Source organism: Sorangium sp. So ce375 (assembly GCF_051473855.1).
Classification (GTDB): domain Bacteria; phylum Myxococcota_A; class Polyangia; order Polyangiales; family Polyangiaceae; genus Sorangium.
Window position 1 is genome coordinate 2,953,696 of the sequence record NZ_CP150335.1, and the last position, 22,159, is coordinate 2,975,854.

Genomic DNA, 22,159 nt, shown 5'->3' on the forward strand with positions numbered 1-22,159 from the left:
TGATACGGTGGCGTGCGCCTCGCGCCCGAACGCCCTCGCCCCGGAGACCGCCTCATGCGCAGCCGATCGCTCCCGCGTGCCTTGCTCGCCGTGCTCCTCGCGACCGCGGGGTGCCACGGCGCCGGCGAGGGCGCCGCGCACCCCTCGCCCGGCCGCGCCGGCCCCGCCTGCGGGCGCGGCGATCCGATGACGCGGACCGACCTCTTCTTCGGCCTGGACCGGTTCGAGCAGCCCCCCGTGACGCAGGCGGAGTGGCAGCACTTCGTCGACACCACGGTGACCCCGCGCTTCAAGGACGGGCTGACCCAGTTCGATGTCGACGGCCAGTACCTCGCGACGACGGGGAAGCTGATCCGCGAGGACAGCCGGCTCATCATGCTCCTGCACGACGGCGGCCAGGCTGCCTCGGACGCCATCGACTCCATCCGCAAGGAATACAAGACCCGCTTCCACCAGGAATCCGTGCTCCGCATCGACGCGCCCGTCTGCGTCGGCTTCTGACGGCGGAGCTCCGCGGCGGCAAAGGACGCGCTGCGGGCGTCCCTGCGCCGGGCGGGCGTGGCGCAGGGCCGTCGGCGTGGATTAAGGTGGTGCCGTAGGGCGGCTCCAGCTCGGCGTCGATGTTCGCCGAGCCTTGGCCCACATCAGGAGGCGTTGCAGCCTTCCCGGGGCTCGGCGAGCCCGTCGAGGTCGGGCCTTGGGCCGCGGCCGCGCCCGACGTGGATGTCTCACGAGGACGAATCTGCGGTGGAGGACCAAACCTCCCGCCGTCGGGGTAGACGCTCCATCAGCGCCCGCTCACTCATAGCCAGCCGCGATGATGTTGTTCTGGAGCGCGTCTTCCGTAGCATCGCTCGGGAAGCCGGCGGCGATCGCGCCCTCGTAAAACGTACCCGCGCTGTCGTTCGCGCCGCCGTCGGGCTTGCAGCAATCACCACCGCTGCCGAGCACGATGGCGCCTTGCTTCTTCATCGGGCTATAGCCGGACGGCAGCGAGCCCTCGTAAAGCTTGGTCAGGCCGCCCGACTGAGCGTTGCCGCCCTTCAGCGCGAAGCGCGTGGTCCCGTCGTTCTTCAGGATCGCAGTGACGAACTTGTGTGGAAACGCCTTTTGATTCGGGTTCCATTTGCTGCTGCCGCCCGGAAACAGGCCCCACTCCAAGTCGGCCTGCACCCACGGACCGGTGCCGGAGCAGCCACCAAACCAGCACTGCTTGCTGAAGTTGATGGCGTCCATGGCGCCAGCTCGGTCGGCTTTGCGGGTGGTCTCGCTGTTGCCGTAGTCGAAGCAGCACCCGCCGTTGACGTGGGTGCCGCTCGTCACCATATACAGGCCTTCCGGCGCGCTGCCCGTCGGAACGCCGGTGGTATGGCCGTCGCGCCAGTAGCTGTTGCCGGGGTTGATGTAAAGCGAGTAGACCTTGCTCCCGCTGACCTGCAGCGACTCCGTGGTGGCCTTCGCTGGGCTGCTCCTCGGTGAACCGGGCACCACGTCCGAGCCTTGGTACCAGAGGTCATTCCCGTGTCCGGACTGGTCGTAGAGCACCGTGATCACGCACGAGGTCCCGGCGCAGAACGCGTCCTGTGGTGCGGAATCGGCGGGGCCCCCCGCGTTGAGCACGGAGATGTCCTTTGTCGCGTTGTCCGAGGCACGCCGGACTTGGTAGAGCTTTCCGGCGTAGGCCCCGAACAGGGCGCGCACTGTGCTATGGGCGGCAACACACGGCGTGCCGCCGCTCGCGTAAAGATCGCACGGCCCGGTCGATGCGTTCGCGTCACCGGAACCTCCAGCGCCACCAGCGCCCCCGCTCGCTGCGGCGCCGCCGCCATCCCCCGTTCCCCCGCTCGCTGCGGCGCCGCCGCCATCCCCCGTTCCCCCGCTCGCTGCGGCGCCGCCGCCATCCCCCGCTCCCGCGCTCGCTGCGCCGCCGCCGCCACCGCTGCCTCCTCCAGTTGCCCCGCCAGCGCCTCCGGTCTCCGTGGGCTTCTCGGCTCCGGGGTTGTCAGCGGTGCAGCTCAAGCCTTGTGCGGCCAATACAAACGTGATCATTAGCGTCTTTTTCATCTATTCTCCTAATCGGGCGCTGTTGGCGGGTGAGTGCAGCTCGCAAAGCCAAGTGGCCACCTGAATTGGCCGCTGTGCCACGGGTCCGTGGCGGGGGGCAGAGCGCCGAACATGTTGAAAATCGTCTAGTTCCAATAGGCCAGGAGCAGCGGAGCGCCCGCCGTGCGGCAGATGCCTGCAGCGCGCCCTGGGAGAACGCGGGCGTGGTCGCCCCCAGGCAGCCGAGCACCATCTGCCAGCGTGCCAGCGCAGGTCGACGACGGACAGCTCCACCGCCTCGGCGCTCGAAGCGCCGACGTAGCCTTGGAGCAGCGTGAATCAGCGCCGGCGGGGGCGGCGGGTCGCCTGCTCCCGTCTACCGGTGCATGCCCTCCAGCCGCTCCTGGAGCGTCTCATCGAACAGCTCGTGCCGATGCAGCCTGAGAACGTTCGATGTCGATCCAAGCTTGCCATCCTCCCGTGGCGCTGACGGGGCACAGGTACACGGGTCTTCAGGCGCCCCAGGGACCCTGGCGGCACGCCGTCGATCGCCAAGCAGAAGCAGAAGGATGCCCCTCCAGGCCAATGTGAACGCTCACATTCCGGATGTCAATTCCAATCGACCGGCCTGCCGCTGCCCTCGATCCCGAGGGAGGACGAGGCTGGCCTCCAGGATGAAGGCGAACAACTCTGCTCGTTCGCTTCGACGGATCGTCACGCCCCTCGTCGAAGGGCGCCTCGATGGCGCGAGCGCCCTCGCAGGGCTGATGGGTTCGGAGGGAGACACCAGGCACCGCCGCGAGCGCCCCGCGGCCGCCTCCTGCTTGCCTTCGCCGCTCCCGCTCGGTAGCGTCGGTCCCGGGTAGACCTCTTGCCGGCCCCGATCGTCGTCGACATCGCGTCGGGCCCTGCCGTACATGGCGAGCTCCCGGCGCTCCTCGTCGAGGCGTGCTCCCGCGCCGCCGGCGGCGGCGGGTGCGCGCTCGGTGATCCGAAGCGCGCCGGGACCCTGCTCCGGGCGCTCGCCGTGGTCTGGCTGGATGGGCCGGACTACCGCCGCCTGCGGGTCGACGTCGCCTCCGTCGGCGCCCCCGAGGGCACGCTGTCGTCGCGCGAGATCGAGTTCCGCGAGGAGGACCCGCTGCCCGACCGCTACCGCACCGCCGGGCTCCTGGTCGCGGCCCTGGCGTCGGAGCGCGCCGGCGCCCCGACCCCGCCCGAGCCGGCCAGCGCCGAGCGGGCCAGCGCCGAGCGGGCCAGCGTCGAGCGGGCCAGCGTCGAGCGGGCCAGCGCCGAGGGGGCCAGCGCCGAGCCGGCTGCGGACGCGCCGCCGCCGCGCCCGCTGGGCTGGTCCTTCGCCGCTGGCGGGCTCGTCGGCAACGGCCTCGATGTCGGCCCCGCCCGCGCCGCTGGCCCCGCCCGCGCCGGCGGCTGGGTCATGGCCACGGCGCTCGACCGGCGCTCGGGCTTCTTCGGGACCCTTTCGGCGTCCTATGCCACGGCCCTGCGCGAGCCGGCCCCGGGGGTGTCCGTCCAGTGGCTCACGCTCGGGGGCGGCGGCGGCATCGCCGCGCCCATCGCGCCGCTCGACGCGCTCGTCCGGGCGAGGATCGAGGCCGCCGCCGAGTGGGTGGTGGCCTCCCCGCGCGACCCGAAGAAGCCGGAAGAGACAGGGCACGGGTGGGCCCTCGGGACGCGCACGGCGATCGACGTCGTATGGCCGGCCGAGGGCAGCGTGGCGCTCCTCGGGAGCGCCGAGGCGTTCGTGCGGATCTATCAAAGCGACCTCCACGTCCCCCCGAAGCCCGAGGCGACGTTGCCGAAGGGCGGCTTCACAGGGATGCTGGGGGTGCAGCTGCGCCTGCGCTAGGTCTGCGCGTCAGCAATCGCGCTGCATCAACAACTTAACCATGGCTCGAAGGGGCTCTGTTCGCTCCGCAGCCTGCGGGCGATATGCCTCGCAGACCGGCAAGGCAGCGTGACATGTCATGTGACATGTCACGCTCGCGGCGTGACATGTCACATAGAGGCCCTGGAGGCGGCAGCGCCGGCCCGAGGCGGCGCTGCGCGCGGGCGCGCGACAGCCCCGTGACGGCAGCGGGCAGCAGCCTGCGACGGCCACGCGACCGCGCCGACGAGGATTGTAGAGCGGGGTGGCGAGTGAGCGGCGCGCCTCTCCACGAGCATCGGCTGGCACGCCTTCTGCCTGCACGCGCGCACGCGCACACGGGGCCTGCCATTTCCACGCGCCGATGGCCTAAGAGGAGATCCGCGATGCAGTTCCAATTACCATTTCAACGGTGGCTATTCATCCTAACGACATGGCTGTTCGGCGGGGCGCTGTTGACCGGCGGCGCCGGCTGCGCCTCCGAGCCGCCTGCAGGCGTCAACCTGCGGCAGCAGTTCCCCGATCAGGCAGCGCAGGTCCTCGAGGCCAGCGAGGCGTTCGTCGCGGTCAACGGCGGCTTCTCGCTCGCCGCGATCCGCGATCCGGGCCGCGAGCTCGACATCGAGGCAGCGTTGCAGCGCCGCGGCGGGCTCCACGCTGCCCTGCCGGCCCGCGGCGAGGGCGAGATCCGGTTTCATCTGCCGGGCGGGTTCGAGGCGCGCGTGCGCGAGCTCGACGCCGAGGGCGAGGGCGAGCTCGCCGAGCGCGCGGTAGCGTATCCGCGCAAGGACGGCACGTCGTTCTGGTCGGCGATCGACGCGGGCTACGAGGAGTGGCTGCTGCTCGACGCGGGCGTGGCGCGCGCGGACGCGCCGGCGGCGGTGTGGCAGGTCGAGGGCGCGACGCTCCGGCAGCAGGGCGACGCGGTCGAGGTGGTCGACGAGGCAGGCGCGGCGCGGCTGCGCGTGACGGCGCCGGCGGCGTACGCGCGCGGCGGGCGGCCGATCGCTGCGCGCCTCGCGGTGCGCGGTGCGACGATCGAGCTGTGGGCCGACGCGGGCGGCGAGCCGGCGCTGGTGGACCCGGTCTGGACGTGGGCGCCCGCGATGAGCGCGGCGCGCAGCGGGCATACCGCGACGGTGCTCTCGACCGGCAACGTGCTCGTCGTGGGCGGCTACAACGGCGCTGTGGTTGCGAGCGCGGAGCTCTATGACCGGGACGCGAATAGCTGGTCGCCGGCCGGGTCGCTGACCACCGCCCGCCGCTACCACACGGCGACGCGGCTGAGCAACGGCTGGGTGCTCATCGCGGGCGGCACCGACGCCTCCAACGTGTCCCTCGCGAGCGCGGAGCTCTACAACCCGAACACGAACAGCTGGTCGCCAGCCGGGAGCCTGACCGCGGCGCGCTCCGGGCACACCGCGACGTTGGTCGTCGACGGCAAGGTGCTCGTGACCGGCGGCCAGAGCGGCAGCTCCACCTACTTGGCGAGCACAGAGCTCTACACGCCCGGGTCCAACAGCTGGTCGTCGGCCGCGCCCATGATCACGAGCCGCACCGGGCACTCGGCGACGAAGCTCCTCGACGGCAAGGTGCTCGTCGCGGGCGGGCACAACAGCGCCTACCTGGCGAGCGCGGCGCTCTACGACCCGAGCAACAACACCTGGTCGTCGGCGGGATCGATGGGCGTTGCCCGCCATAAGCACACGGCGACGCTGCTTCCGGACGGCAGGGTGCTGATGGTGGGCGGCGCCGACTCGATCAATCACGAGCTGTCGAGCGCCGAGATCTACACCCCGGGGACGCCGTCCGTCTGGACCCCGGCCGCGCCGATGACCACCCCCCGCATGGCCCACACGGCGACTCGATTCCTGAGCGGCAAGGTGCTCGTTACAGGCGGCACCACCGCGGCCAGCACGGAGACCGACAGCGCGCAGATGTACGACCCGGCGACCGACACCTGGATCGCGATCAAGCCGATGGGCAGCAAGCGCACCCAGCACACAGCGACGCTGCTGGGCTTCAGCAAGGTGCTCATCACGGGCGGCTTCAGGCACGACGGCCTCACGACCGGGTACCTGGCGAACGCCGAGCTCTACGATCTCGACGCAGAGACATGGAAGTACGTCGCGCCGATGGCCATGGCCCACCGCAACGGCGCCGCGGCGCGGCTCCAGGACGGGAGGGTGCTCGTGACGGGCGGATTCGACGACGATGGCGATGCGTCGCCCGAGAACACTGCCGAGCTGTACAACCCGACGACCAACACCTGGACATCCGCCCCCGACATGTCGATTGAGCGAAGGGGTCACACGATGACGGTGCTCGGGAACGGCAAGGTGCTGGTCGTGGGGGGCTTTGAGGACGTCCCTGCGTTGGAGAACGCCGCGCTCTACAGCCCCGCCACCAACACGTGGTCGTCGGTGGGATCCACGAGCATCGATCTCCACCGGAGCGTCCATTCCGCGACGTTGCTTCAGAGCGGCAAGGTGCTGGTCGCCGGGGGCTGGCACGATACCATCGTCGACGGTCCGGTGCCCACCGCGCTCTTCAACCCGTCGACCAACACCTGGTCGCTGGCCGCGCCCATGCTCCTTTCCCGTCGGGTTCACACCGCGACGTTGCTCCAGAACGGCAAGGTGCTGGTCACCGGAGGCTTGAGTCATATCGACAATACCGCGACCAAGACCGCGGAGCTTTACGATCCAATGACCGACACGTGGACGCCTGCGAGCGACATGAGCACCAGTCGCTCACAACATAGCGCCACGCTGCTCGATAGCGGGGACGTGCTTGTCGTCGGAGGGCATGGCGGATCGAGTTACCGGTCGACCACCGAGATATATCACCCGGCGTCGAACACCTGGTCAGCCGGTCCCGCGATCATCGCCCGCTCTCTGCATGGCGCGACGCGGCTCAACGACGGCAGGGTGCTGATAGCAGGGGGGGAAAACAGCTCCGGCTGGCTCCGGAGCACCCAGATCTACAGCCCGGTATCGAACACCTGGACCACGACGGGGCCGATGGACCAGCCCTATACTCTGAATGACAGCGTGACGCCCCTGCTCGCAGACGGCAGGGTGATCAACGTGGGCAATCACGACGGGCGCGTCGAGATCTACACCCCCTGACGTCCGCGAGGCCATCGCGTCCGCACACCGCCGGGAGGCTGGGAAATCCAGCCAGACCAACGCCCGGAGCGCGACGTGCGCCTACGGCACCTGTTGCGCTCCGTCGCGCGCCCTGGGCCGCGCTCGACCTGCTCTTACAGACGAACGCTCTCTGATTGGATGGATCTCCTCCAGCCGGCCGCAGGCGCGGTGTCGGGCCGCCGCGCCGCAGGCTACAGGCCGGTGTGAGTCCCCGTGATCCAGACGGTCGCGTGGGAGCCGTCGGGCTGCGTGGCCCAGGTGCGGACGCGGTACTTGCTCGTGGCGACCTGCTGCGCGGTCCCGTAATTCTCGTGGTAGTAGACGAACATCGGAGTCGAGCAGTGCCCGCGGCCGGTCAGCGGGTTGTCCCAGAGCCACGTGCCCGCCTGCTCCTTGTACGTGAGCTGAACGAACTGGCTCGTGGCCGCGTCCCAGCGCTGCACGCGCGTGGCCATCTTCGAGTTCGCGCATTCGCTCATCGCCTGCGACGCGTCGCTCCACGATGTGGACGAGGCGCCCCAGAAGGACGGCTGCACGTCGAAGCGGTACGTCTCCGGGGTCTGGTGCTGGTAATAGCCGGGCACAGGGAAATCCACGATCGTCGTCGCTCGATCCTGCCCGATGTCCGGACAGATGCCGTCGATCCACTGGAAGGCGCGGACGTAGTTCTCGCTCGCTCCGATCGAGGTGAGCTGCGCGCTGGTGAAGTTCGGGTCGGTCCCCATCGCGCAGGGGTCGGGGTTTCCCCCGAGCGCCTCGGCGCTCTCCGCCGTGTCTTCCTCGTCGAAGCTGCCGTCGTCTGCCGCCAGGCAGCCTGTGAGCATCGAGAAGGTGATGAGACCGAGACCGAGATGATACGCAGCGATCTTCATGGTGCGACTCCCCTTCGTATGACGGCCTCTCTGGCCGCGCTCGCACCAACCAGAGAGCAGGGAGCGTGCCTACGACGATCCCCTCAGCACTCCTCTGCCTTCAACGCTCTCGCGGCGCAGGATCGCGATGCGGGCCATCGCGCAGACCGCCGCCCGGCCCGGCGATGGAGGCGGCTGCCTCCACCATCGGCAGGGTGATGGAGGCTCGCGCCTCCACCTCGGCCTGCGAGCTGCTCGAAGCCCGGGGGCAGCGAAAGCACCCCTTGTCGCACCCGCGCCGCCGGCGGCACAGGATCCACCAGGTGCGCCGCTGTGCTCTGCATCCGCCGCGCACCGAATTTGTTCTTTTGGCGACTTTGAGACGTTGCGTTGAGCTCTCCCTCCCGATCCCTCGCCGGGCCCCTGGCGCGCGGAATCAGGGGGACGGCGCGGCGGGGATCGACGAAGATCTTCCGTCGCCCGGCCTGCTTTTGGGCCGACCGGCTACTCCACCACCATGGGAACCGCCGAGCCACACCCCGCCAGCCGCCGGCTCAGGCTCGTCTCGGCCCACGGCGCCGGGGGGCAGCCCCCGCCCGCGCCCGTGAGCGACGAGGAGATCCTGCTCGCGTTCCAGCGGGGTGAACGCGGGATCGGCCTGCGGCTGTACGAGCACCTGCTGCCGGCCGTCGACCGGACCCTGTACCGGATCCTGGGTTGCCGCGAGCAGGACCACGCCGACCTCGTGCAGGGCGCGTTCGAGCAGATCGTGAGCACGCTCGCGAAGCGGCGGTTCGCGGGGGAGTGCAGCCTGGCGGGCTGGGCGTCCGTCATCGCCTGCCATGTCGGGCTGAGCGCGCTGCGCGCCCGCCGGCGCGAGCGCAAGGTCATCGATCGCGCGCCGGGGTCGCTGGGGCCCGGCGCCGAGCCCGAGCCGCCCGCGCAGGGCGCCGACCCCGAGCGAGAGGTGAGCGTGCAGCGCGATCTCGAGGCCCTGCGCCGGCACCTCGCGGCGATGGACGGGGACCGCGCGACCGCGCTGCTGCTCCACGCCATGGGCTATTCGCTCAAGGAGATCGCCGACTTGACCGGCGTTTCCGTGGCCGCGGCCCAGTCGCGGCTGTCGCGGGGGCGGCGGGAGCTCCAGGCGCGCTGTGAACCCGAGGCGGCGGCGCGACGCGACCCCGCTCGACCCGAGGAGCCACGATGAAGCAGGACGATGTTGACGCCATCCCGGAGGATCGCGCCTCGGCGCCCGGCGTGGAGGCCTCGCTGCGGGCGCTGGTCGAGCAGCCGGTTCCGCCGATGCCCAGGGCCCAGGAGAGGTTCCTCCAGCAGCGGATCGCCGGGCGCATCGACCAGCTCGCCGCCGAGGCGGCCGAGCGGCGCGCCCGCGCCGGCCGGCGAAAGCGGGCCGCCCTGGGCGCGGCGGCGCTGGCGGCCGCCCTGGCCGCGGCGGTCGCCGGTGTCCTGATCGGGGTCCGGGCGCGCGACGCCTCGCCCGCCGCGGCGCAGGTGACGGCGCTCCAGGGTCCGGTCGAGATCGCGGCCGGGGGCGCGACCCGCTCGCCGCCGTCGCTCGCCCTCGTGCCGCTCGCGAGCGACGAGGAGCTGAGGACGGGCGAGGGCGCGCGGGCGAAGGCGTCGCTCGGGACGGGCGCCACGGTCGAGGTGGGGCCCTCGACCCGCGTGAGGTTCGCGCCGGTGGGCGCCGGGCGCGACCGCGCGGGCGACGTCGTCGCCCTCGAGCAGGGCAGGATCGCCGTCGAGGTGCCGCCGCTGCCGGCGGGCATGAGCCTGTCGGTGCGCACGTCGGACGCCGTGGTCACGGTCCACGGGACGCGCTTCTCCGTCGAGCGGCGGCCCGAGGCGGCGGGGGAGCCGGCCGAGACGCGCGTGTCGGTCGTGGAAGGGCGGGTCGCCGTACACCGCGGCGAGGTCGAGCGCTTCCTGCGCCCGGGCGACACGTGGTCGTCCCGCGACGACGAGCGCCGGACGGACCGGCCCCCCGAGGGACGGCAGGGCGACGCGCCGGCGCCGCCGCGCGAGGGCGGGCAGGACAGCGCCGCCGGCGAGGGCGGCAGGGGCGACGGGGCCGGCGAGGGCGGCGCGGGGGAGCCGCGCGCGGGCGAGGGCGGCGCGGAGGGGCCGCGCGCGCCGCGCGACGCGCGCGAGGCCCCGGCGCGCACCTCGCTCACGGCCGAGAACGAGCTGCTCCAGGGGGCGATGGCGGCGCGGAGGCGCGGGCAGCCGAGGCGGGCGATCGAGCGGCTCGATCTCCTCCTCGGCCGCTACCCGGACTCGCCGCTCGCCGAGATCGCCCGCGTGGAGCGCCTGCGCGCGATCGAGATGCTCGGCGACAAGGACCGGACGGCGGCGGAGGCGCGCCGGTACCTCAAAGACTACCCGCAGGGCTTCGGGCGCGAGGAGGCCACGTCCGCCTCCCGCGCCGCCGGCGCCCGCCCCTGAGCGCCCGCGCGCCGGGCCGTCTCGGTTTTTTTTCGACGAACCCTGCCTGCTCCCGGCGCCTCCGGCGACTTCCACTTCATCGAGGAGATCATCGCGCCGGCGATCGGGTTCGCCGGACGCGCTCCATGTCGTGCTTTCTTTCGAGTTGGGAGGATCCCGATGCGTTCATTCGCGTTCACACGGTGGTGCTGTGGTGGGCTGTTGTCGCTCGCGGCCTTCGGCGCGGGCTGTTCCCTATCGGGCACAGGAGGCGCAGACGGCCGCATCGTCTCCGGGGAAGACTGCGTCCCGTCGGACGAGGGGAATGGGTCGGCGCCGAGCTTCCCGGGGTCTGGCATGTCGGGCGCCGGCGAGCCCATCACCGCGGATCTCGATCCGCTCTCGTGCGGCGCGAGCGCCCGTGGCGTCCCCGTGGACGACACCGCTCAGGTCGACTGCTATTACACGAACAACAACCCCACGACCCCGATGGCCTTCGTCGAGCGGGTCGTCGAGATCGCCGAGAGCGAGGAGCTCGTGCACGTGCGGCTGACGCTCAACCCCGCGTTCGTCGACAACACGTATGGCGAGACGGCCATCGGGTGGGGCGGCGGCGAGGAGCCCGCCGGCCCGCAGCCCGGCGGCCCGCAGCCCGGCGACGGCCCGAAGCCCGGCGACGGCCCGAAGCCCGGCGACGCGCCGAAGCCGAAGGGGCACGGGGGGCACACGTTCAAGGATCTCGTGGGCAGCGACAAGGCCCAGTTCCAGATGACGGACGGGAAGGGGGAGCTCGTGCTCGACTTCTACGTCGACTACCTCTCGGAGGACGAGGCGAGCCCCTCGGGCTACGCGTCGCTCGGCGTGCTCGGCGGCGAGGGCAAGATGCTCCTCGGAGACGCCGGCGCCGTCGTCGCGGCGACCACCTCGCTCGACCGCGATCTCAACGCGTGCGGGTACGGCGCGTACCTCGAAGACTCCCCGGAGACGGACGAGAGCTACACCCCCAACTCGGAGGCACCGAACTGGGATTACCGCGTCGTCTACGACGTGTGGGTGAGCGCCTCGGCGTTCGGCGCGGCGGGCTTTGGCGACGCGACCATCAGCTATGTGCACGCGTCTCCGAGCAAGTACCCGTCGGACACGGTCACCGTGACGCCGGGGCCGTGCATCCCGACGACGTGCGAGGGCGACGACCCGCCCGCCGGCAGCGGGGGCGGCGACCCTGGTGAGGATCCGGGCGGAGATGATGGGGAGTGCAAGCCGTCGGGTGGGGAGTGCACGGTCAACGCGGACTGCTGCTGGGACGGCGACGTGTGCCTGGGCGGGGTGTGCCAGCAGATCGTGATCCCGCAGTGAACCTGTGATCCCCGGCGCAGGGGCGGCCGCGCCGCCGTCCCCGCCCGCGGATCGAGGACACGCGATAGCGGGGAGCCTCTCCGTGCGCCACGGGCTCCTCCGCAGAGTGAAGCTCGCCGCGGCGTACTCTCGTACGCGCCGCTCGCCTGCATAGCGGCCGAGCCCGTATCCCACGAACCTGATCCCCGCCGTAGAGCGACAAACGGGTCGAAGCCGTCAGCAAAGCGCTGAATTTCGAACCGCCAAGAACGCCAAGAACGCCAAGAACATGTTCTGTTCTTGGCGTCCTTGGTGCCTTGGCGGCCAATCCCCACGCTCGCTCAAGGCGATCGATATTCTAGCGGCCCAGCAGGGCGTTCATCACCCTGTTGTAAGTCTCCTTCTTCCCATACTGGTCGTTGAAGAGCAGCGACTGGGAGCTCTGCCCGTTGCACAGCGCCCCGCTCCAGCTGTTGAGCCACGACCTGCCGTCGTTGATCCCCCAGAAGGTGATGGCGGTGCACTTGGGCAGCTTGAAGCAGGCCTCGACGATGTCGTGATAGTACGCGAGCTGCTCGTCCGCCGTGACCACGCCGCCGCAGCGGTTGATGTCCATCTCGGAGATCAGCACCTCCAGGCCCAGGTCGGTGAAGCGCTTCATGTTCGCCGCCACGTCCGCCCCGCCGGCCTCGTTGTTCGGCGGCCCGATGTGCATCTGGAACCCGACGCCGTCGATCGGGACTCCCCGCTCGACCATCCCCTTGACCATGTTGTAGACGAACTCGACCTTCTCGTTGCGCGCGTCGATGCTGTAGTCGTTGTAATAGAGCTTGGCCTTCGGATCCTGCTCTCTCGCGATCTGGAAGGCGAGATCGATGTAGTTCGACCCGATCTGGTTGAGGAACACCGAGGGCCTCATGCGGGGATTGCCGACCCCGGTGTCGCTGTCGGTCTGGACGGCCTCGTTGACGACGTCCCAGGTGTCGATCCGGTCCTTGAAGTGCCCCATGACCTGGGTGATGTGCCTGCGCATGGCATTCGTTACATTCTCCTTGCCGGTCATGGAGCTCATCCAGCCAGGCAGCTGGTTGTGCCACACCAGGGTGTGGCCCTTGACCTTCATGTTGTTCTGGCGCGCCCAGTTCACGATGTTGTCCGCGGAGCCCCAGCTGAAGTTCCCCGAGCTGGGCTCGAGCGAGTCCCACTTCATCTCGTTCTCCGTCGTCACGTAGCTGTGCTCGGCGGCGGCGACGCGCTTGTAGTCGTTGTTACCGAGACCACCACCGGAGATGGCCGCGCCGATCAAGATCGGGGGGTTCGCCTTCTCACCGGCCTCCCGCAGCGTGCTGGCGCTCGCCGCAGGGACTCTGGCGCTGGCGCCGCCGCCTGCGCCATCGCTGCCGCCGTCGCCGCCGCCGGCGCCGGTCGTCGCGTCGCCGGTGCCGGTCGTCGCGTTGCCGGTGCTTGTCGTCGCGTCGCCGGTGCCGGTGCTTGTCGTCGTGTCGCCGGTGCCGGTGCTTGTCGTCGCGTCACCGGTGCCCGTCGTCGTGCCGCTCGCGCCTGTCGTCGCACCGCCGCCGGTGCCGCCCGTCGCACCGCCGCTGCCGGCCTCCCCTCCGTTGCCGTCTCCGCTGTCCGAGCAGCCGACTGCAAACAGGAATGCCGAGAGTAGAAGGGTAAAGGGTGCTGATCTCATGCTCTCATGCTCCAAAAGTAAAATGTATTTACTAACTTACGCGACCTGGAGCCTTGATCATCCGCGGGTCCAGGTCGCGCGCGGGCGGCACCCGAGGTGGTGCCGAACCGGCAGTATATCGGCCGCTGTCTCCCAAGCATACAGCTTCACGAGGCGGACCCGAAGGATAAGGGGCTCCGGAAGGGAATTCCAGAGCTGTTCGAGAATTTTGACATGGGGATAATGTGCGCTCGAGACCGAGTCGGTAGGGCGCCCCACACGGGGCTCGTCGTGCTCCAGGAGCGCACCTGCTGCTGGGGCGCACCTGCTCCCCGGAACGAGCAGGAGGTCGCCGCAGACCTCGACGATCGCGCGACGAAACGTCCTTTGGCGCCTGCGTTCAGAGGCAGCGGGGAGAGGGGAAAGTGATCTTCACATTCCGGATCTCCTGGCGCGCGGCGGCGTCTCCCGTGCCGGCGGCGAAGCCGTAGAAGAACTTCGACCCGACAGGGAAGTCGCGGATGGCGAACCTCTGGAGCTGGCGCGCGCCGTCGATGCTCAAGCTCACCACGCCCTTGTCGAGCTCGATCCGCGCCGTATGGAACGTAGCGTCGCCGAGCGCGACCTCGCTCGTTGCCTGATCCAGCGAGCCGAGGACGCCAGCGTCGCAAGGCTGTGCGAGGTCGTCCACGCCCACGTGGTTCCGGTCGGAGTCTGTGCAACCGTGATTGTTGTAGGTGTCGAGCTCGACGCCGTAGCCGGCGAGCCCCGCCATACCGAGGCCACCGCCGGGCTCGCCCACGGCCGTCTCTCCCGTCGTCTGGAGCATGAAGCCCATGCCGTCGCCGTCGCCGAGGCGGAACTCGAACGTTGCGGTGAAGGCGTCGGCGGCGATGGGATTCCGGTAGATGATTGTGCCGGCCTGACCGTGCCTGTCCTCGGTGAGCACCCCGGTCAGCCTGTCGGCGTCCCAGAAGGCGTCCCCATTGAAGGACCACCCGTCGGGCGGCGATCTCATGTCCGCGGCGAGGCTCACGCCGCAGGCAGTCCCATCTGGGCACGTGCCCTCGTCGGTCTGTCCATCGCAATCGTTGTCGACGATGTCGCACGCCTCGGGCGCCGGCTTGCTCTCGCCGATGCACGGACCCCAGGCAGCGCCAGAGCAGATCTGAACGCCGGCCTTGCACACCCCGACGCCCTGGGTGCCCGGAGGGCCCGAGTAGCAGCTCCGCTCTTGCCCCACCGCGCAAGCGCAGCCTTCATCGACGATCCGATCGCAGTCGTTGTCCAGGCCATCGCACGCTTCCGGCGCCGGGATACACCCGGGGCCTGCCTCCTCGGGGCCTGCTTCCTCCGGGCCTGGGTCGAGGAGGATGTCGCTCCGGCCACCGCACATGGACACGGCCACGGCGAGCGACGGGAGCAGGAGAAGCGCTTTCCCGCGCGCTCGTCGGGCTGCGCCCGCCGCTGCGCGTGGAGAGCGGATTGGCTGTGAAGGTCGCATGTGCTCTCGATCCTGAGCGCGGCCACGGACCGCGTGGAGGACGCGGAACACCATCGCGCCAGCGCTTTCTGCGCCGCAGTCTACCAGAACGAGACGAGCGCGCCCCAGGAATCCAGCGGTGTCGAAGGGCTGGAACCCGCCGATCACGACACAGCCGCGAGCATCTCGCTGCGCTCGACCTGCGTGAGTCTCGACGAGCGGCCGCGATCCATGGCATGGATGGGCCTCATGGCCGAGCGCTCCGTCTCCATCGCTATCGCCGACAACGCTCCTGTCTCGGGTGTGATCCACGCCCCGAGGACCCGGGCGAAGCGCTCCGGCGTGGCGGTCGTCCTCGGCCATGGGGCCGGCAACGACATGAACGCGCCCCTCGTGGTCGGCGTCGCCGAGCGGCTGGCGGCGCGCGGGCACACCGTGCTCCGCTTCAATTTCGTCTACAAGGAGCTCGGCCGGAAGGCGCCCGATAGGCAGCCGCTCCTCGAGAAGGCTTATGAGGCCGCGATCGAGAGGATGCTGGAGGACAGGCCGGAGCGCCTCGTGATCGGCGGCAAATCGATGGGCGGGCGGATCGCGTCGCTCCTCGCGGCCCGCGGCGTCCGCGCGGACGGGCTGCTGTTCCTCGGCTATCCGCTCCACCCCGCGGGCGAGCGCGCCCGGCTCCGGGACGCGCACCTGCCCGCGATCCCCGCGCCGCTCCTGTTCGTCCAGGGCACGCGCGATCCGTTGTGCGATCTTGCGCTCCTCCGCCCCGTCCTGAAGCGCCTCGGGGATCGGGCCACGCTGCACGTGATCGAGGGCGGCGATCACTCGCTCGATCTCCTCAAGTCCGCGGGGCGGACCAGGGAGAGCGTGCTCGAGGAGATCGACCATGCCATCGACGGCTGGCTGAAGACACGCGTTTGCGCCCCGCGCCAGGAGGCGCGGTGACGCCACAGGCGGACAGCACATGAGCTTTCGCATTCATGTACCCGGACTGCGCCATGCCCAGATCGCGTGGCTTCTGGGCCTTTCGCGACCACGCCCGAGCCCCAGGGCTCGGAGGCGGGGTCGAGCGGTCCCTACGTGGCCTGGGGGTGGTTGAGGTCACGCAGCGGATCGGGTACGACATGGTCCTTGGCGACCGGAGGCGAGCATGCGTGCGTCGAAGCTTAGAGTCTGCATGGCGATGGCCTTTGTCGTCTTCGCCGCCGTCCAATGTGGCGGGTCGGAGCGGGGACACGACGGGACGAGCGCTGGCGGCTCGGGTGGCGGCGGCTCGGGCGCCGTCAGCTCGGGTGACGGCGGCTCGGGGGACGGCGGCTCGGGTGGCGGCGTCGGCGGCAGCTCGGCGAATGGCAGCAGCAGCAGCTCGGGCGGTGTCGGGACCGACTGCTCCGCGGATTGCGCGGCGGGGCGCTATTCGGCCTGCTCCTGCGCGAGCGACGATCCTTGCGGCTGGCGTGGCGACGGCGATTGCGACAAGGCGTGCGCCACGCGCTTCCCCCGCGATCACTTCAACGATGCCGCCGACTGCCGCACCTGCGAGGACGTGTGCGGGGCGGTGGGTGAGATCGTGTGCGTGAGCGGCTCCTTCCGGACCTGCGCACGGGGCGATGACGGCTGCCTGCGCTTGGGCACCGAGATCGCTTGTGATAGCGGCGTCTGCGCCGATACGCGCTCGTGTCTTCCCTATGAATCGCCGCCCGAGGGGTGGTTTTGCCAATCCGGACGATACAACAGCGGCGACCTGTGCGACTGCGCGTGTGGTGCGCCCGACCCCGACTGCGATCACACGGGCCTCGACGTCCGCGGCTGCGGCGAGGGAGGGATGTGCGCTGCGGACGGCACGTGCGTCATTGACCGCACGTCGCGCTGCCGGCCTCAGGCGCCGCCCGTGGTCGAGCCGCCAGCCCTCGACGTGCGCGACGACGTCACGTCCTCGAACGCGCGCGAGGGCGCCGTGTACCTCCGCAGCCGAAAGCTCGCGCCGCTCCGGAAGGTGGGCGCGCTCTCGGCGCTGCACGAGCAGATCCTCACGCGCCTGCGCGGCTTCGGGTACCCTGGCCTCTCGGCCGAGGGCCTGCTCTACGCCGAGGCGCCGGGGCGCTACGACACCTTCCTGCCCGAAGAGAAGGCGCTCTTCCCGGAGCTGTGGAGCTTGCTCGAGATCGCGGCGCCCTCCGAGCTCACGGCCCACGACGGCCTGCGCTCGATCCGTGAGCTCGCGGTGGAGCGGCTCGACGTCTCACCCGTTCGCCTCGACCTCACCGCCCGCTTCACCATCGAGGAGCTCCCCACGGAGGTCCGCGAGTCTGCGCGTCGCGTGCTCAAGACGGCAGGCGCGCCGAGCGGCACCCTCGCCTTCGGGGAGGTCGTGACCGCGCTCGACAACCCCGGGCTGTACACCGTCAACGAGTACGAGAGCTTCCCCAAGCTGATGCGCGCGATCGAGCGGCGCGCGCTCACGCCGGCGACCATTCCGCACTTCGAGATCGTCAGCGATCTCGAGGCGCCCGTCGCCCTCCCGGTCGGCGACGCCGCCGTCCGCGTAGAGCGCACCGTCGCTCGGCAGTCGTGCGACTTCGTCCTGACCAACACCACCGAAATCGCGACGAAGGTCACGCTGCGCTTCGACGTCCCGGAGGGGAGCCTGCTCGTGTGGACGCCCCTCTCCGCCGATGCTGTCCTCTTCGACAGGCGCGAGTTAGACGCGACCGAATATCAGGTGCTGCCGGACCGGAGCGTCAGCGCGCTGCGCGTCAGCTACAGCGGCACCGCCGCGGCCGTGGCCCTCGTCGAGCTGTGGCGCGACGGTGTGCGCGCGGCCCAGCGCGTCGTGCACGTCGCCGGCGACGAGCTGCTCTCGGCGGAGGGCCGTGCCCTCGTACGCAACGGCGAGATCCTCTGCGCGCCGTGGGACGAGAGCTGGGACAAGTACGTCAGCCCGTCCAGATCGTGGCGCCTGCCGCCCGGCACCTACCCGGTGCCCGCGGGGACCTACGGGACGGCCTTCCTCGACGTGTTCGGCGTGGGCGTCTTCCGCCTGCGCATCGGCACGCAGGCGTTCTGGCACCTGGAGCGGGCGGGGTCGGCGTCGGCGCTCAACCAATGCTGGTCCCTGACCTCGGGCGGCCCCTACAACCTGGTGACCTGCACCCGCGGCGAGGGCCCCGGCCTCCGCCTCGAACACGAGGACGGGCGCATGTTCTTCGGCGAGTTCTCGACGACCACCTGCGCCGGCGGCGGCGGCACGCTCGTCGCCACGCTCACCGCCGCCGACCGCGAGTAGAACCCCGCGATTCCCAGTCTCCTGCCAACGCAGCGAGCCAGTTTGGCCGCCCAGCGGCTGGTCGAGGGGCTGGCCGTTGACGGCGCGCCAGCTGGCGCTGGTAGGTATGGCGAACTCTCCGCCGATCCTGCGACATCATCTCATCGGACTCGGACCTGGAGCGCTCGGCGCGCACCATCGTAGGATGCTCTCTGGCCGAATGCGGACTCCCCGCTGCGGGCCAGGAGAGCGCGATCATGCTCGAACAACTCGATCCTCTGTCCCGACCTGCCCCACCCTCCGCGCGCAAGCCATCGCCGCGCGCCCGCGGCTATCCGGTGGTGGGGCTCCTCCCGGCGCTGGCGCGCGACGCGCCGAGCGTCCTCCGTCGGCTCGCGGGGCAGCACCCTGGTGAGCTCATCGAGCTCGATCTCGGGCTCACCCGGGCCTATCTGGTGACGCACCCCGAGCAGGTCCAGTACGTCCTCAACGACAACTGGCGCAACTTCGGCAAGGAAGGCGGGATGTGGAGGCCGATCGGGCGGCTCCTTGGCAACGGCCTCGTCACGGCCGGGGGCGACGAGTGGCTCCGGAACCGCCGGCGCATGCAGCCGCTGTTCTCGTCGCGGCAGCTCGCGGGCCTTGTCGATCTCATGATCGACGTCGTCGAGGGCGACCTGCCGCGGCTCGAGGAGCGGGCCCGCGCCGGCGCCGTCGTCGACATGGACAGGGAGATGATGCAGCTCACCCAGCGCGTCATCCTGGCGACGATGTTCGGCGTCAGCATCGCGCCCCGGGAGGCCGACAGCCTCGGCGAGGCGATCCTCGTCGCGTTCCAGACGCTGAACGCGAGGCTGTTCCTCTACTTCATGCCCGATCGCCTGCTCCCGGGCGAGCGCGCGCTCAGGGACGCGATCGCCAGGATCGACGAGGCCATCCTGCGCCTCGTCCGGGAGCGCCGCAGGAGCAAGGAGGAGCGGGACGATCTCCTCTCGCTGCTCCTGCGCGCGCAGGACGAGTCCGGCTCCGGCATGGACGACCGCCAGCTGCGGGACGAGCTCGTCACCATGTTCATCGCCGGCAACGAGACGACGGCGATCACGATGACCTGGCTGTTCTACCTGCTCGATAGCAACCCCGGGATCGAGCGCAAGCTGCGCGCGGAGATCGAGGAGGTCGTCGGCGACCGGCGGCCGACGGCCGCCGACCTGTCGAGGATGGAGTACACGAAGATGGTGATTCAGGAGGCGATGCGCCTCTATCCACCTTCCTGGATCGTCCCGCGCACCGTGAAGGAGGACGACCAGATCTGCGGCTATCCCGTGCCCGCCGGAGCGACGGTGATCGTCAGCCAGTACGTCATGCACAACGATCCGGCCTTCTGGGAGGCCCCCGCGGAGTTCGACCCCGAGCGCTTCACGCCCGAGCGCTCGGCCGCCCGCCCGCGCTACTCGTTCATGCCGTTCGGCGGCGGACCGCGGCAGTGCATCGGCAACCTGTTCGCGATGATGGAGGCGCAGATCCTGCTCGTGGTCCTGCTAAGGCGGCTCCGGATGCGCCTCGTGCCCGGTCACCCGGTGTCGCCCCAGGCGTTGACCACCCTCCGGCCGCGCCATGGCCTCAAGATGACGCTCCACGCCGTCTGAGCGGGCTCTTTGCGACGAGCGGCGCGCTCGATGAGCCGATGAGCCGCCGCCCTCTCCGCGCTCGCCGCCCGACGTCAATTGATGATGGCCGGATCCTCGATCGTGAAGCACTCGACCGACGACGCCGCGTATTTGATCGCGTTGTACCAGAACTGCGAGATCTGGAAGACCTGCGCCGCCGATCGCTCGTAGCAGGGGCTGTTCGGGTCCGTGTACATCTGGGCATTGAGGCATTTCGCCGTCCCGCGCCACTGGCCCGAGTAGGTCACCCACTCGTCGCCGAACGCGACGACATGGCCTTTGCCGATCTCCTCGTGCACCGCGAAGTTGTTCCTGCCGTCGGTGCAATCGACGGTCGCGGTCGTCGATTTGATCGAGCGCGCGATGTAGGCGCCCACGCTCTTGATGTTCTTGCCGATCGGCGTGTCCTGGTTCCAGGTGCCCTCGGCCACGGGGAGGTCGCCGCCGAGCGGCAGCGAGCCGCCCCAGCAGTTGCAGTTCGCGCAGCCGCTCCGCGCGGGATCCAGCAGGCCGTCGGTGTTGAACTGGATGTCCGTGAAGGAGAGGAGCTGGTTGGTCGCCGTGACGTCGTGGATGGTGCACCCCTGTCCATTGCACTGATAACCGCTCAGCGCGATGAGGCCGCCACCATTGTTGACCCAGTCCTTGAGCGCGTTCACCTCGTCCGGCGTGAACTGCCAGGGCGCCCCGTCGTCGTTCTGTGCGCCCTTCGTCACCATCCACTGAAGGAGTATCACGTCGTACTTGGCGAGGAACTCCGGGGTGAGCGTGGGCTTCTCCCTGTTGTAGTTGTCCACCTGGGCCGTGCTCTGCGTGTTGAGCCAGTCCTGGAGCGCGGTGGTGCTGTCGCTGCTGCACGGGCCCCAGACCCCTTCGCGGCCGATCGACGCGATGCTGATGCAGGTGCAGTTGCCCGCGTCGTCGCAGGTCGTCTGGTGACCGGCGTCAGGCGGCGGGTCGCCGCCCTGACCGGCGCTCGTCACGATTTCGCCGAAATCGCCGCTGCTGGCGCTGCTGACGCCGCTGGTGCTGCTGACGCTGCTGCCGCCGGAGCCGCCGGCGCCCGGGCCGACCTCGGCATTCCCCGTGGTGTTGCCGTTGCCGCCCGATGAACAGGCGATGACGGGCAGCCAGAGCGCTGCGAGCACAGCGCAGCAACGCGTCGCGAAATGAAGTCTTGTCATGATCCATGAGACTATCACTTCCCGCGCCTGACCGGAGATCCAAAATCGCCTGGAGGTTCTCGATCGGAAGCGCTACAGGCTGCTTGATTTCCAGCTCCAGCCGCGCGAGCCCCCGTGCGACAGCCACGGCGTGAGCGTCGCCCCGTGCTCGACCGGCCGGACAGGCGCGAGCAGCGATACGCGCGTGGCGGTAGACTCACGCGGCGCCTTGGACGCAGCTATGCGCACGTGTGGCTGCGGGTACGTGTGGTGCGGGCGAAAGAAAGCGGTGCGAGAGGAACGGTCGGGAGTGCGTGTGCCGGATGCGGTGCCGTGCGGCACCTGATCTCTCGCGGGGCTTGGATATCGCACAGCGTCGGACGCCGGCGCGCGGGTCTGCCTGGAGAGTCGAACTTCGACCCGGAGGGTGTCGATACCTTGCTGGAGAGTTGAAACTCAAACCCGAGAGTGCAGACAGGTGGTGGCCCGGATAGTCCCGCGGAGCTCGCATCTGGGCACTCGAAACCAGCGTTCGGGCCACTCGACGTGGCCACGTGTCCCGGGACACGGCGAGCGGCGGCGCTCCGGCGAATGGCGCGCATCGCGTTCGCGAATGACGCGACGCGGCTTTCTTGACATTCGGAGCGCCGCAGGACGACGCTCTGCCGCCATGGTGGGCTCGGAGCGGGCACGCGTAAAGGGAGCGATGGCTGTCGTCTGGCTTGCGACGTCCGCTGCTGGCGGATGCGCTGCGCTGGCGGGGCTCGAGGAGGAGTACTACGTCCTGGAAGGCGCCGGTGGCAGCGGGACCAGCGGGGGCACGGGCGCCGGAGGAGAGGCCGGAAGTGGAGGCGGCGCTTCCGGTGGTGAAGGCGGCACCGGAGGACAGGGCGCCGTCGGTACGGGCGGCAGCGCCGGAGGCGACGGCGGCGTCGGAGGCAGTCCAGAGTGCTCTGCCGACGACACGAAGTGCTCGGACAACACGCCGCAGCGCTGCGTGGATGGGCGGTGGGAGAGCGGCGAAGCGTGCGTCGGGCAGACTTGCGTCGACGGGACGTGCACCGGGGAGTGCGGCCCGGAGGACATGCGCTGCTCGGTGAACCGGCCGCAACGGTGCGATGAGAGCGGGGCGTGGGAAGACACCGATCCGTGCCCGGCGACGGCGCCTGCATGCAGCCGAGGAACA

13 protein-coding genes and 1 pseudogene are annotated in these 22,159 nt (G+C 70.2%); 9 read left to right on the top strand and 5 right to left on the bottom strand.

Annotated features, from left to right (window positions below):
• Nucleotides 1-54: 54 nt before the first annotated feature.
• Nucleotides 55-501, top strand: coding sequence for a DUF3574 domain-containing protein (locus WME90_RS11245; protein ID WP_437281092.1), 447 nt, complete (start codon nt 55-57; stop codon nt 499-501).
• 297 nt (nt 502-798) lie between these two features.
• Here the strand turns inward: WME90_RS11245 and WME90_RS11250 are convergent.
• Nucleotides 799-1,761, bottom strand: a pseudogene (locus WME90_RS11250) (arabinofuranosidase catalytic domain-containing protein); the annotation flags it as partial.
• A 1,153-nt stretch (nt 1,762-2,914) separates the two neighbouring features.
• Here WME90_RS11250 and WME90_RS11255 point away from each other — a divergent pair.
• Both WME90_RS11255 and WME90_RS11260 read left to right on the top strand, forming a co-directional pair.
• Entirely contained in the window at nt 2,915-3,913 is a 999-nt protein-coding gene (locus tag WME90_RS11255) for a hypothetical protein (protein ID WP_437281093.1), read from the top strand.
• A 404-nt stretch (nt 3,914-4,317) separates the two neighbouring features.
• Nucleotides 4,318-7,062, top strand: a complete 2,745-nt coding sequence (locus tag WME90_RS11260; RefSeq protein WP_437281094.1) for a kelch repeat-containing protein — start codon at nt 4,318-4,320, stop codon at nt 7,060-7,062.
• Nucleotides 7,063-7,274: 212 nt separating this feature from the next.
• On the opposite strand, the gene WME90_RS11265 is transcribed toward WME90_RS11260, so the two are convergent.
• Entirely contained in the window at nt 7,275-7,955 is a 681-nt protein-coding gene (locus WME90_RS11265; RefSeq protein ID WP_437281095.1) for a hypothetical protein, read from the bottom strand.
• A gap of 496 nt (nt 7,956-8,451) precedes the next feature.
• Here WME90_RS11265 and WME90_RS11270 point away from each other — a divergent pair, with 496 nt between their 5' ends.
• The 3 genes from WME90_RS11270 (at nt 8,452) to WME90_RS11280 (ending at nt 11,738) form a co-directional block, all read left to right on the top strand.
• A complete protein-coding gene (locus WME90_RS11270; RefSeq protein WP_437281096.1) occupies nt 8,452-9,144 on the top strand; it encodes an RNA polymerase sigma factor in 693 nt (230 codons plus the stop codon).
• Nucleotides 9,141-10,403 carry a FecR domain-containing protein gene (locus WME90_RS11275; RefSeq protein WP_437281097.1) on the top strand — a complete coding sequence of 421 codons (1,263 nt, stop codon included), beginning with the start codon at nt 9,141-9,143 and terminating at the stop codon, nt 10,401-10,403. Before WME90_RS11270 ends, WME90_RS11275 begins: the two co-directional genes overlap by 4 nt.
• A 159-nt stretch (nt 10,404-10,562) precedes the next feature.
• On the top strand, nt 10,563-11,738 hold the full coding sequence (locus WME90_RS11280) for a hypothetical protein (protein WP_437281098.1): 1,176 nt from the start codon (nt 10,563-10,565) through the stop codon (nt 11,736-11,738).
• A 337-nt stretch (nt 11,739-12,075) separates the two neighbouring features.
• Here the strand turns inward: WME90_RS11280 and WME90_RS11285 are convergent, their stop codons facing one another.
• Together WME90_RS11285 and WME90_RS11290 are read right to left on the bottom strand one after the other, a co-directional pair.
• The gene (locus tag WME90_RS11285) at nt 12,076-13,413 is read right to left on the bottom strand and encodes an endo-1,4-beta-xylanase (RefSeq protein ID WP_437281099.1); all 1,338 of its coding nucleotides are present in this window, start codon (nt 13,411-13,413) and stop codon (nt 12,076-12,078) included.
• A 379-nt stretch (nt 13,414-13,792) separates the two neighbouring features.
• Nucleotides 13,793-14,788 (bottom strand): L-type lectin-domain containing protein, encoded by a 996-nt coding sequence (locus WME90_RS11290; protein WP_437283595.1) that lies wholly within the window; start codon nt 14,786-14,788, stop codon nt 13,793-13,795.
• A gap of 336 nt (nt 14,789-15,124) precedes the next feature.
• On the opposite strand from WME90_RS11290, the gene WME90_RS11295 reads away from it, so the two are divergent.
• The 3 genes from WME90_RS11295 (at nt 15,125) to WME90_RS11305 (ending at nt 19,789) form a co-directional block, all read left to right on the top strand.
• On the top strand, nt 15,125-15,823 hold the full coding sequence (locus tag WME90_RS11295) for an alpha/beta hydrolase family protein (RefSeq protein WP_437281100.1): 699 nt from the start codon (nt 15,125-15,127) through the stop codon (nt 15,821-15,823).
• Nucleotides 15,824-16,055: 232 nt separating this feature from the next.
• Entirely contained in the window at nt 16,056-18,164 is a 2,109-nt protein-coding gene (locus tag WME90_RS11300; protein ID WP_437281101.1) for a hypothetical protein, read from the top strand.
• A gap of 236 nt (nt 18,165-18,400) precedes the next feature.
• The gene (locus tag WME90_RS11305; RefSeq protein WP_437281102.1) at nt 18,401-19,789 is read left to right on the top strand and encodes a cytochrome P450; all 1,389 of its coding nucleotides are present in this window, start codon (nt 18,401-18,403) and stop codon (nt 19,787-19,789) included.
• A 74-nt stretch (nt 19,790-19,863) separates the two neighbouring features.
• Here the strand turns inward: WME90_RS11305 and WME90_RS11310 are convergent, their stop codons facing one another.
• Nucleotides 19,864-20,994, bottom strand: a complete 1,131-nt coding sequence (locus WME90_RS11310) for a hypothetical protein (RefSeq protein ID WP_437281103.1) — start codon at nt 20,992-20,994, stop codon at nt 19,864-19,866.
• Nucleotides 20,995-22,159 lie beyond the last annotated feature (1,165 nt).

What these genes read in the sequence shown, in the direction of transcription:
- WME90_RS11245 (WP_437281092.1), top strand. Translation starts at nt 55, where the DNA reads ATGCGCAGCCGATCGCTCCCGCGTGCCTTGCTCGCCGTGCTCCTCGCG.
- WME90_RS11260 (WP_437281094.1), top strand. Translation starts at nt 4,318, where the DNA reads ATGCAGTTCCAATTACCATTTCAACGGTGGCTATTCATCCTAACGACA.
- WME90_RS11265 (WP_437281095.1), bottom strand. Translation starts at nt 7,955, where the DNA reads ATGAAGATCGCTGCGTATCATCTCGGTCTCGGTCTCATCACCTTCTCG.
- WME90_RS11270 (WP_437281096.1), top strand. Translation starts at nt 8,452, where the DNA reads ATGGGAACCGCCGAGCCACACCCCGCCAGCCGCCGGCTCAGGCTCGTC.
- WME90_RS11275 (WP_437281097.1), top strand. Translation starts at nt 9,141, where the DNA reads ATGAAGCAGGACGATGTTGACGCCATCCCGGAGGATCGCGCCTCGGCG.
- WME90_RS11280 (WP_437281098.1), top strand. Translation starts at nt 10,563, where the DNA reads ATGCGTTCATTCGCGTTCACACGGTGGTGCTGTGGTGGGCTGTTGTCG.
- WME90_RS11285 (WP_437281099.1), bottom strand. Translation starts at nt 13,413, where the DNA reads ATGAGATCAGCACCCTTTACCCTTCTACTCTCGGCATTCCTGTTTGCA.
- WME90_RS11290 (WP_437283595.1), bottom strand. Translation starts at nt 14,788, where the DNA reads ATGTGCGGTGGCCGGAGCGACATCCTCCTCGACCCAGGCCCGGAGGAA.
- WME90_RS11295 (WP_437281100.1), top strand. Translation starts at nt 15,125, where the DNA reads ATGGCCGAGCGCTCCGTCTCCATCGCTATCGCCGACAACGCTCCTGTC.
- WME90_RS11300 (WP_437281101.1), top strand. Translation starts at nt 16,056, where the DNA reads ATGGCGATGGCCTTTGTCGTCTTCGCCGCCGTCCAATGTGGCGGGTCG.
- WME90_RS11305 (WP_437281102.1), top strand. Translation starts at nt 18,401, where the DNA reads ATGCTCGAACAACTCGATCCTCTGTCCCGACCTGCCCCACCCTCCGCG.
- WME90_RS11310 (WP_437281103.1), bottom strand. Translation starts at nt 20,994, where the DNA reads ATGACAAGACTTCATTTCGCGACGCGTTGCTGCGCTGTGCTCGCAGCG.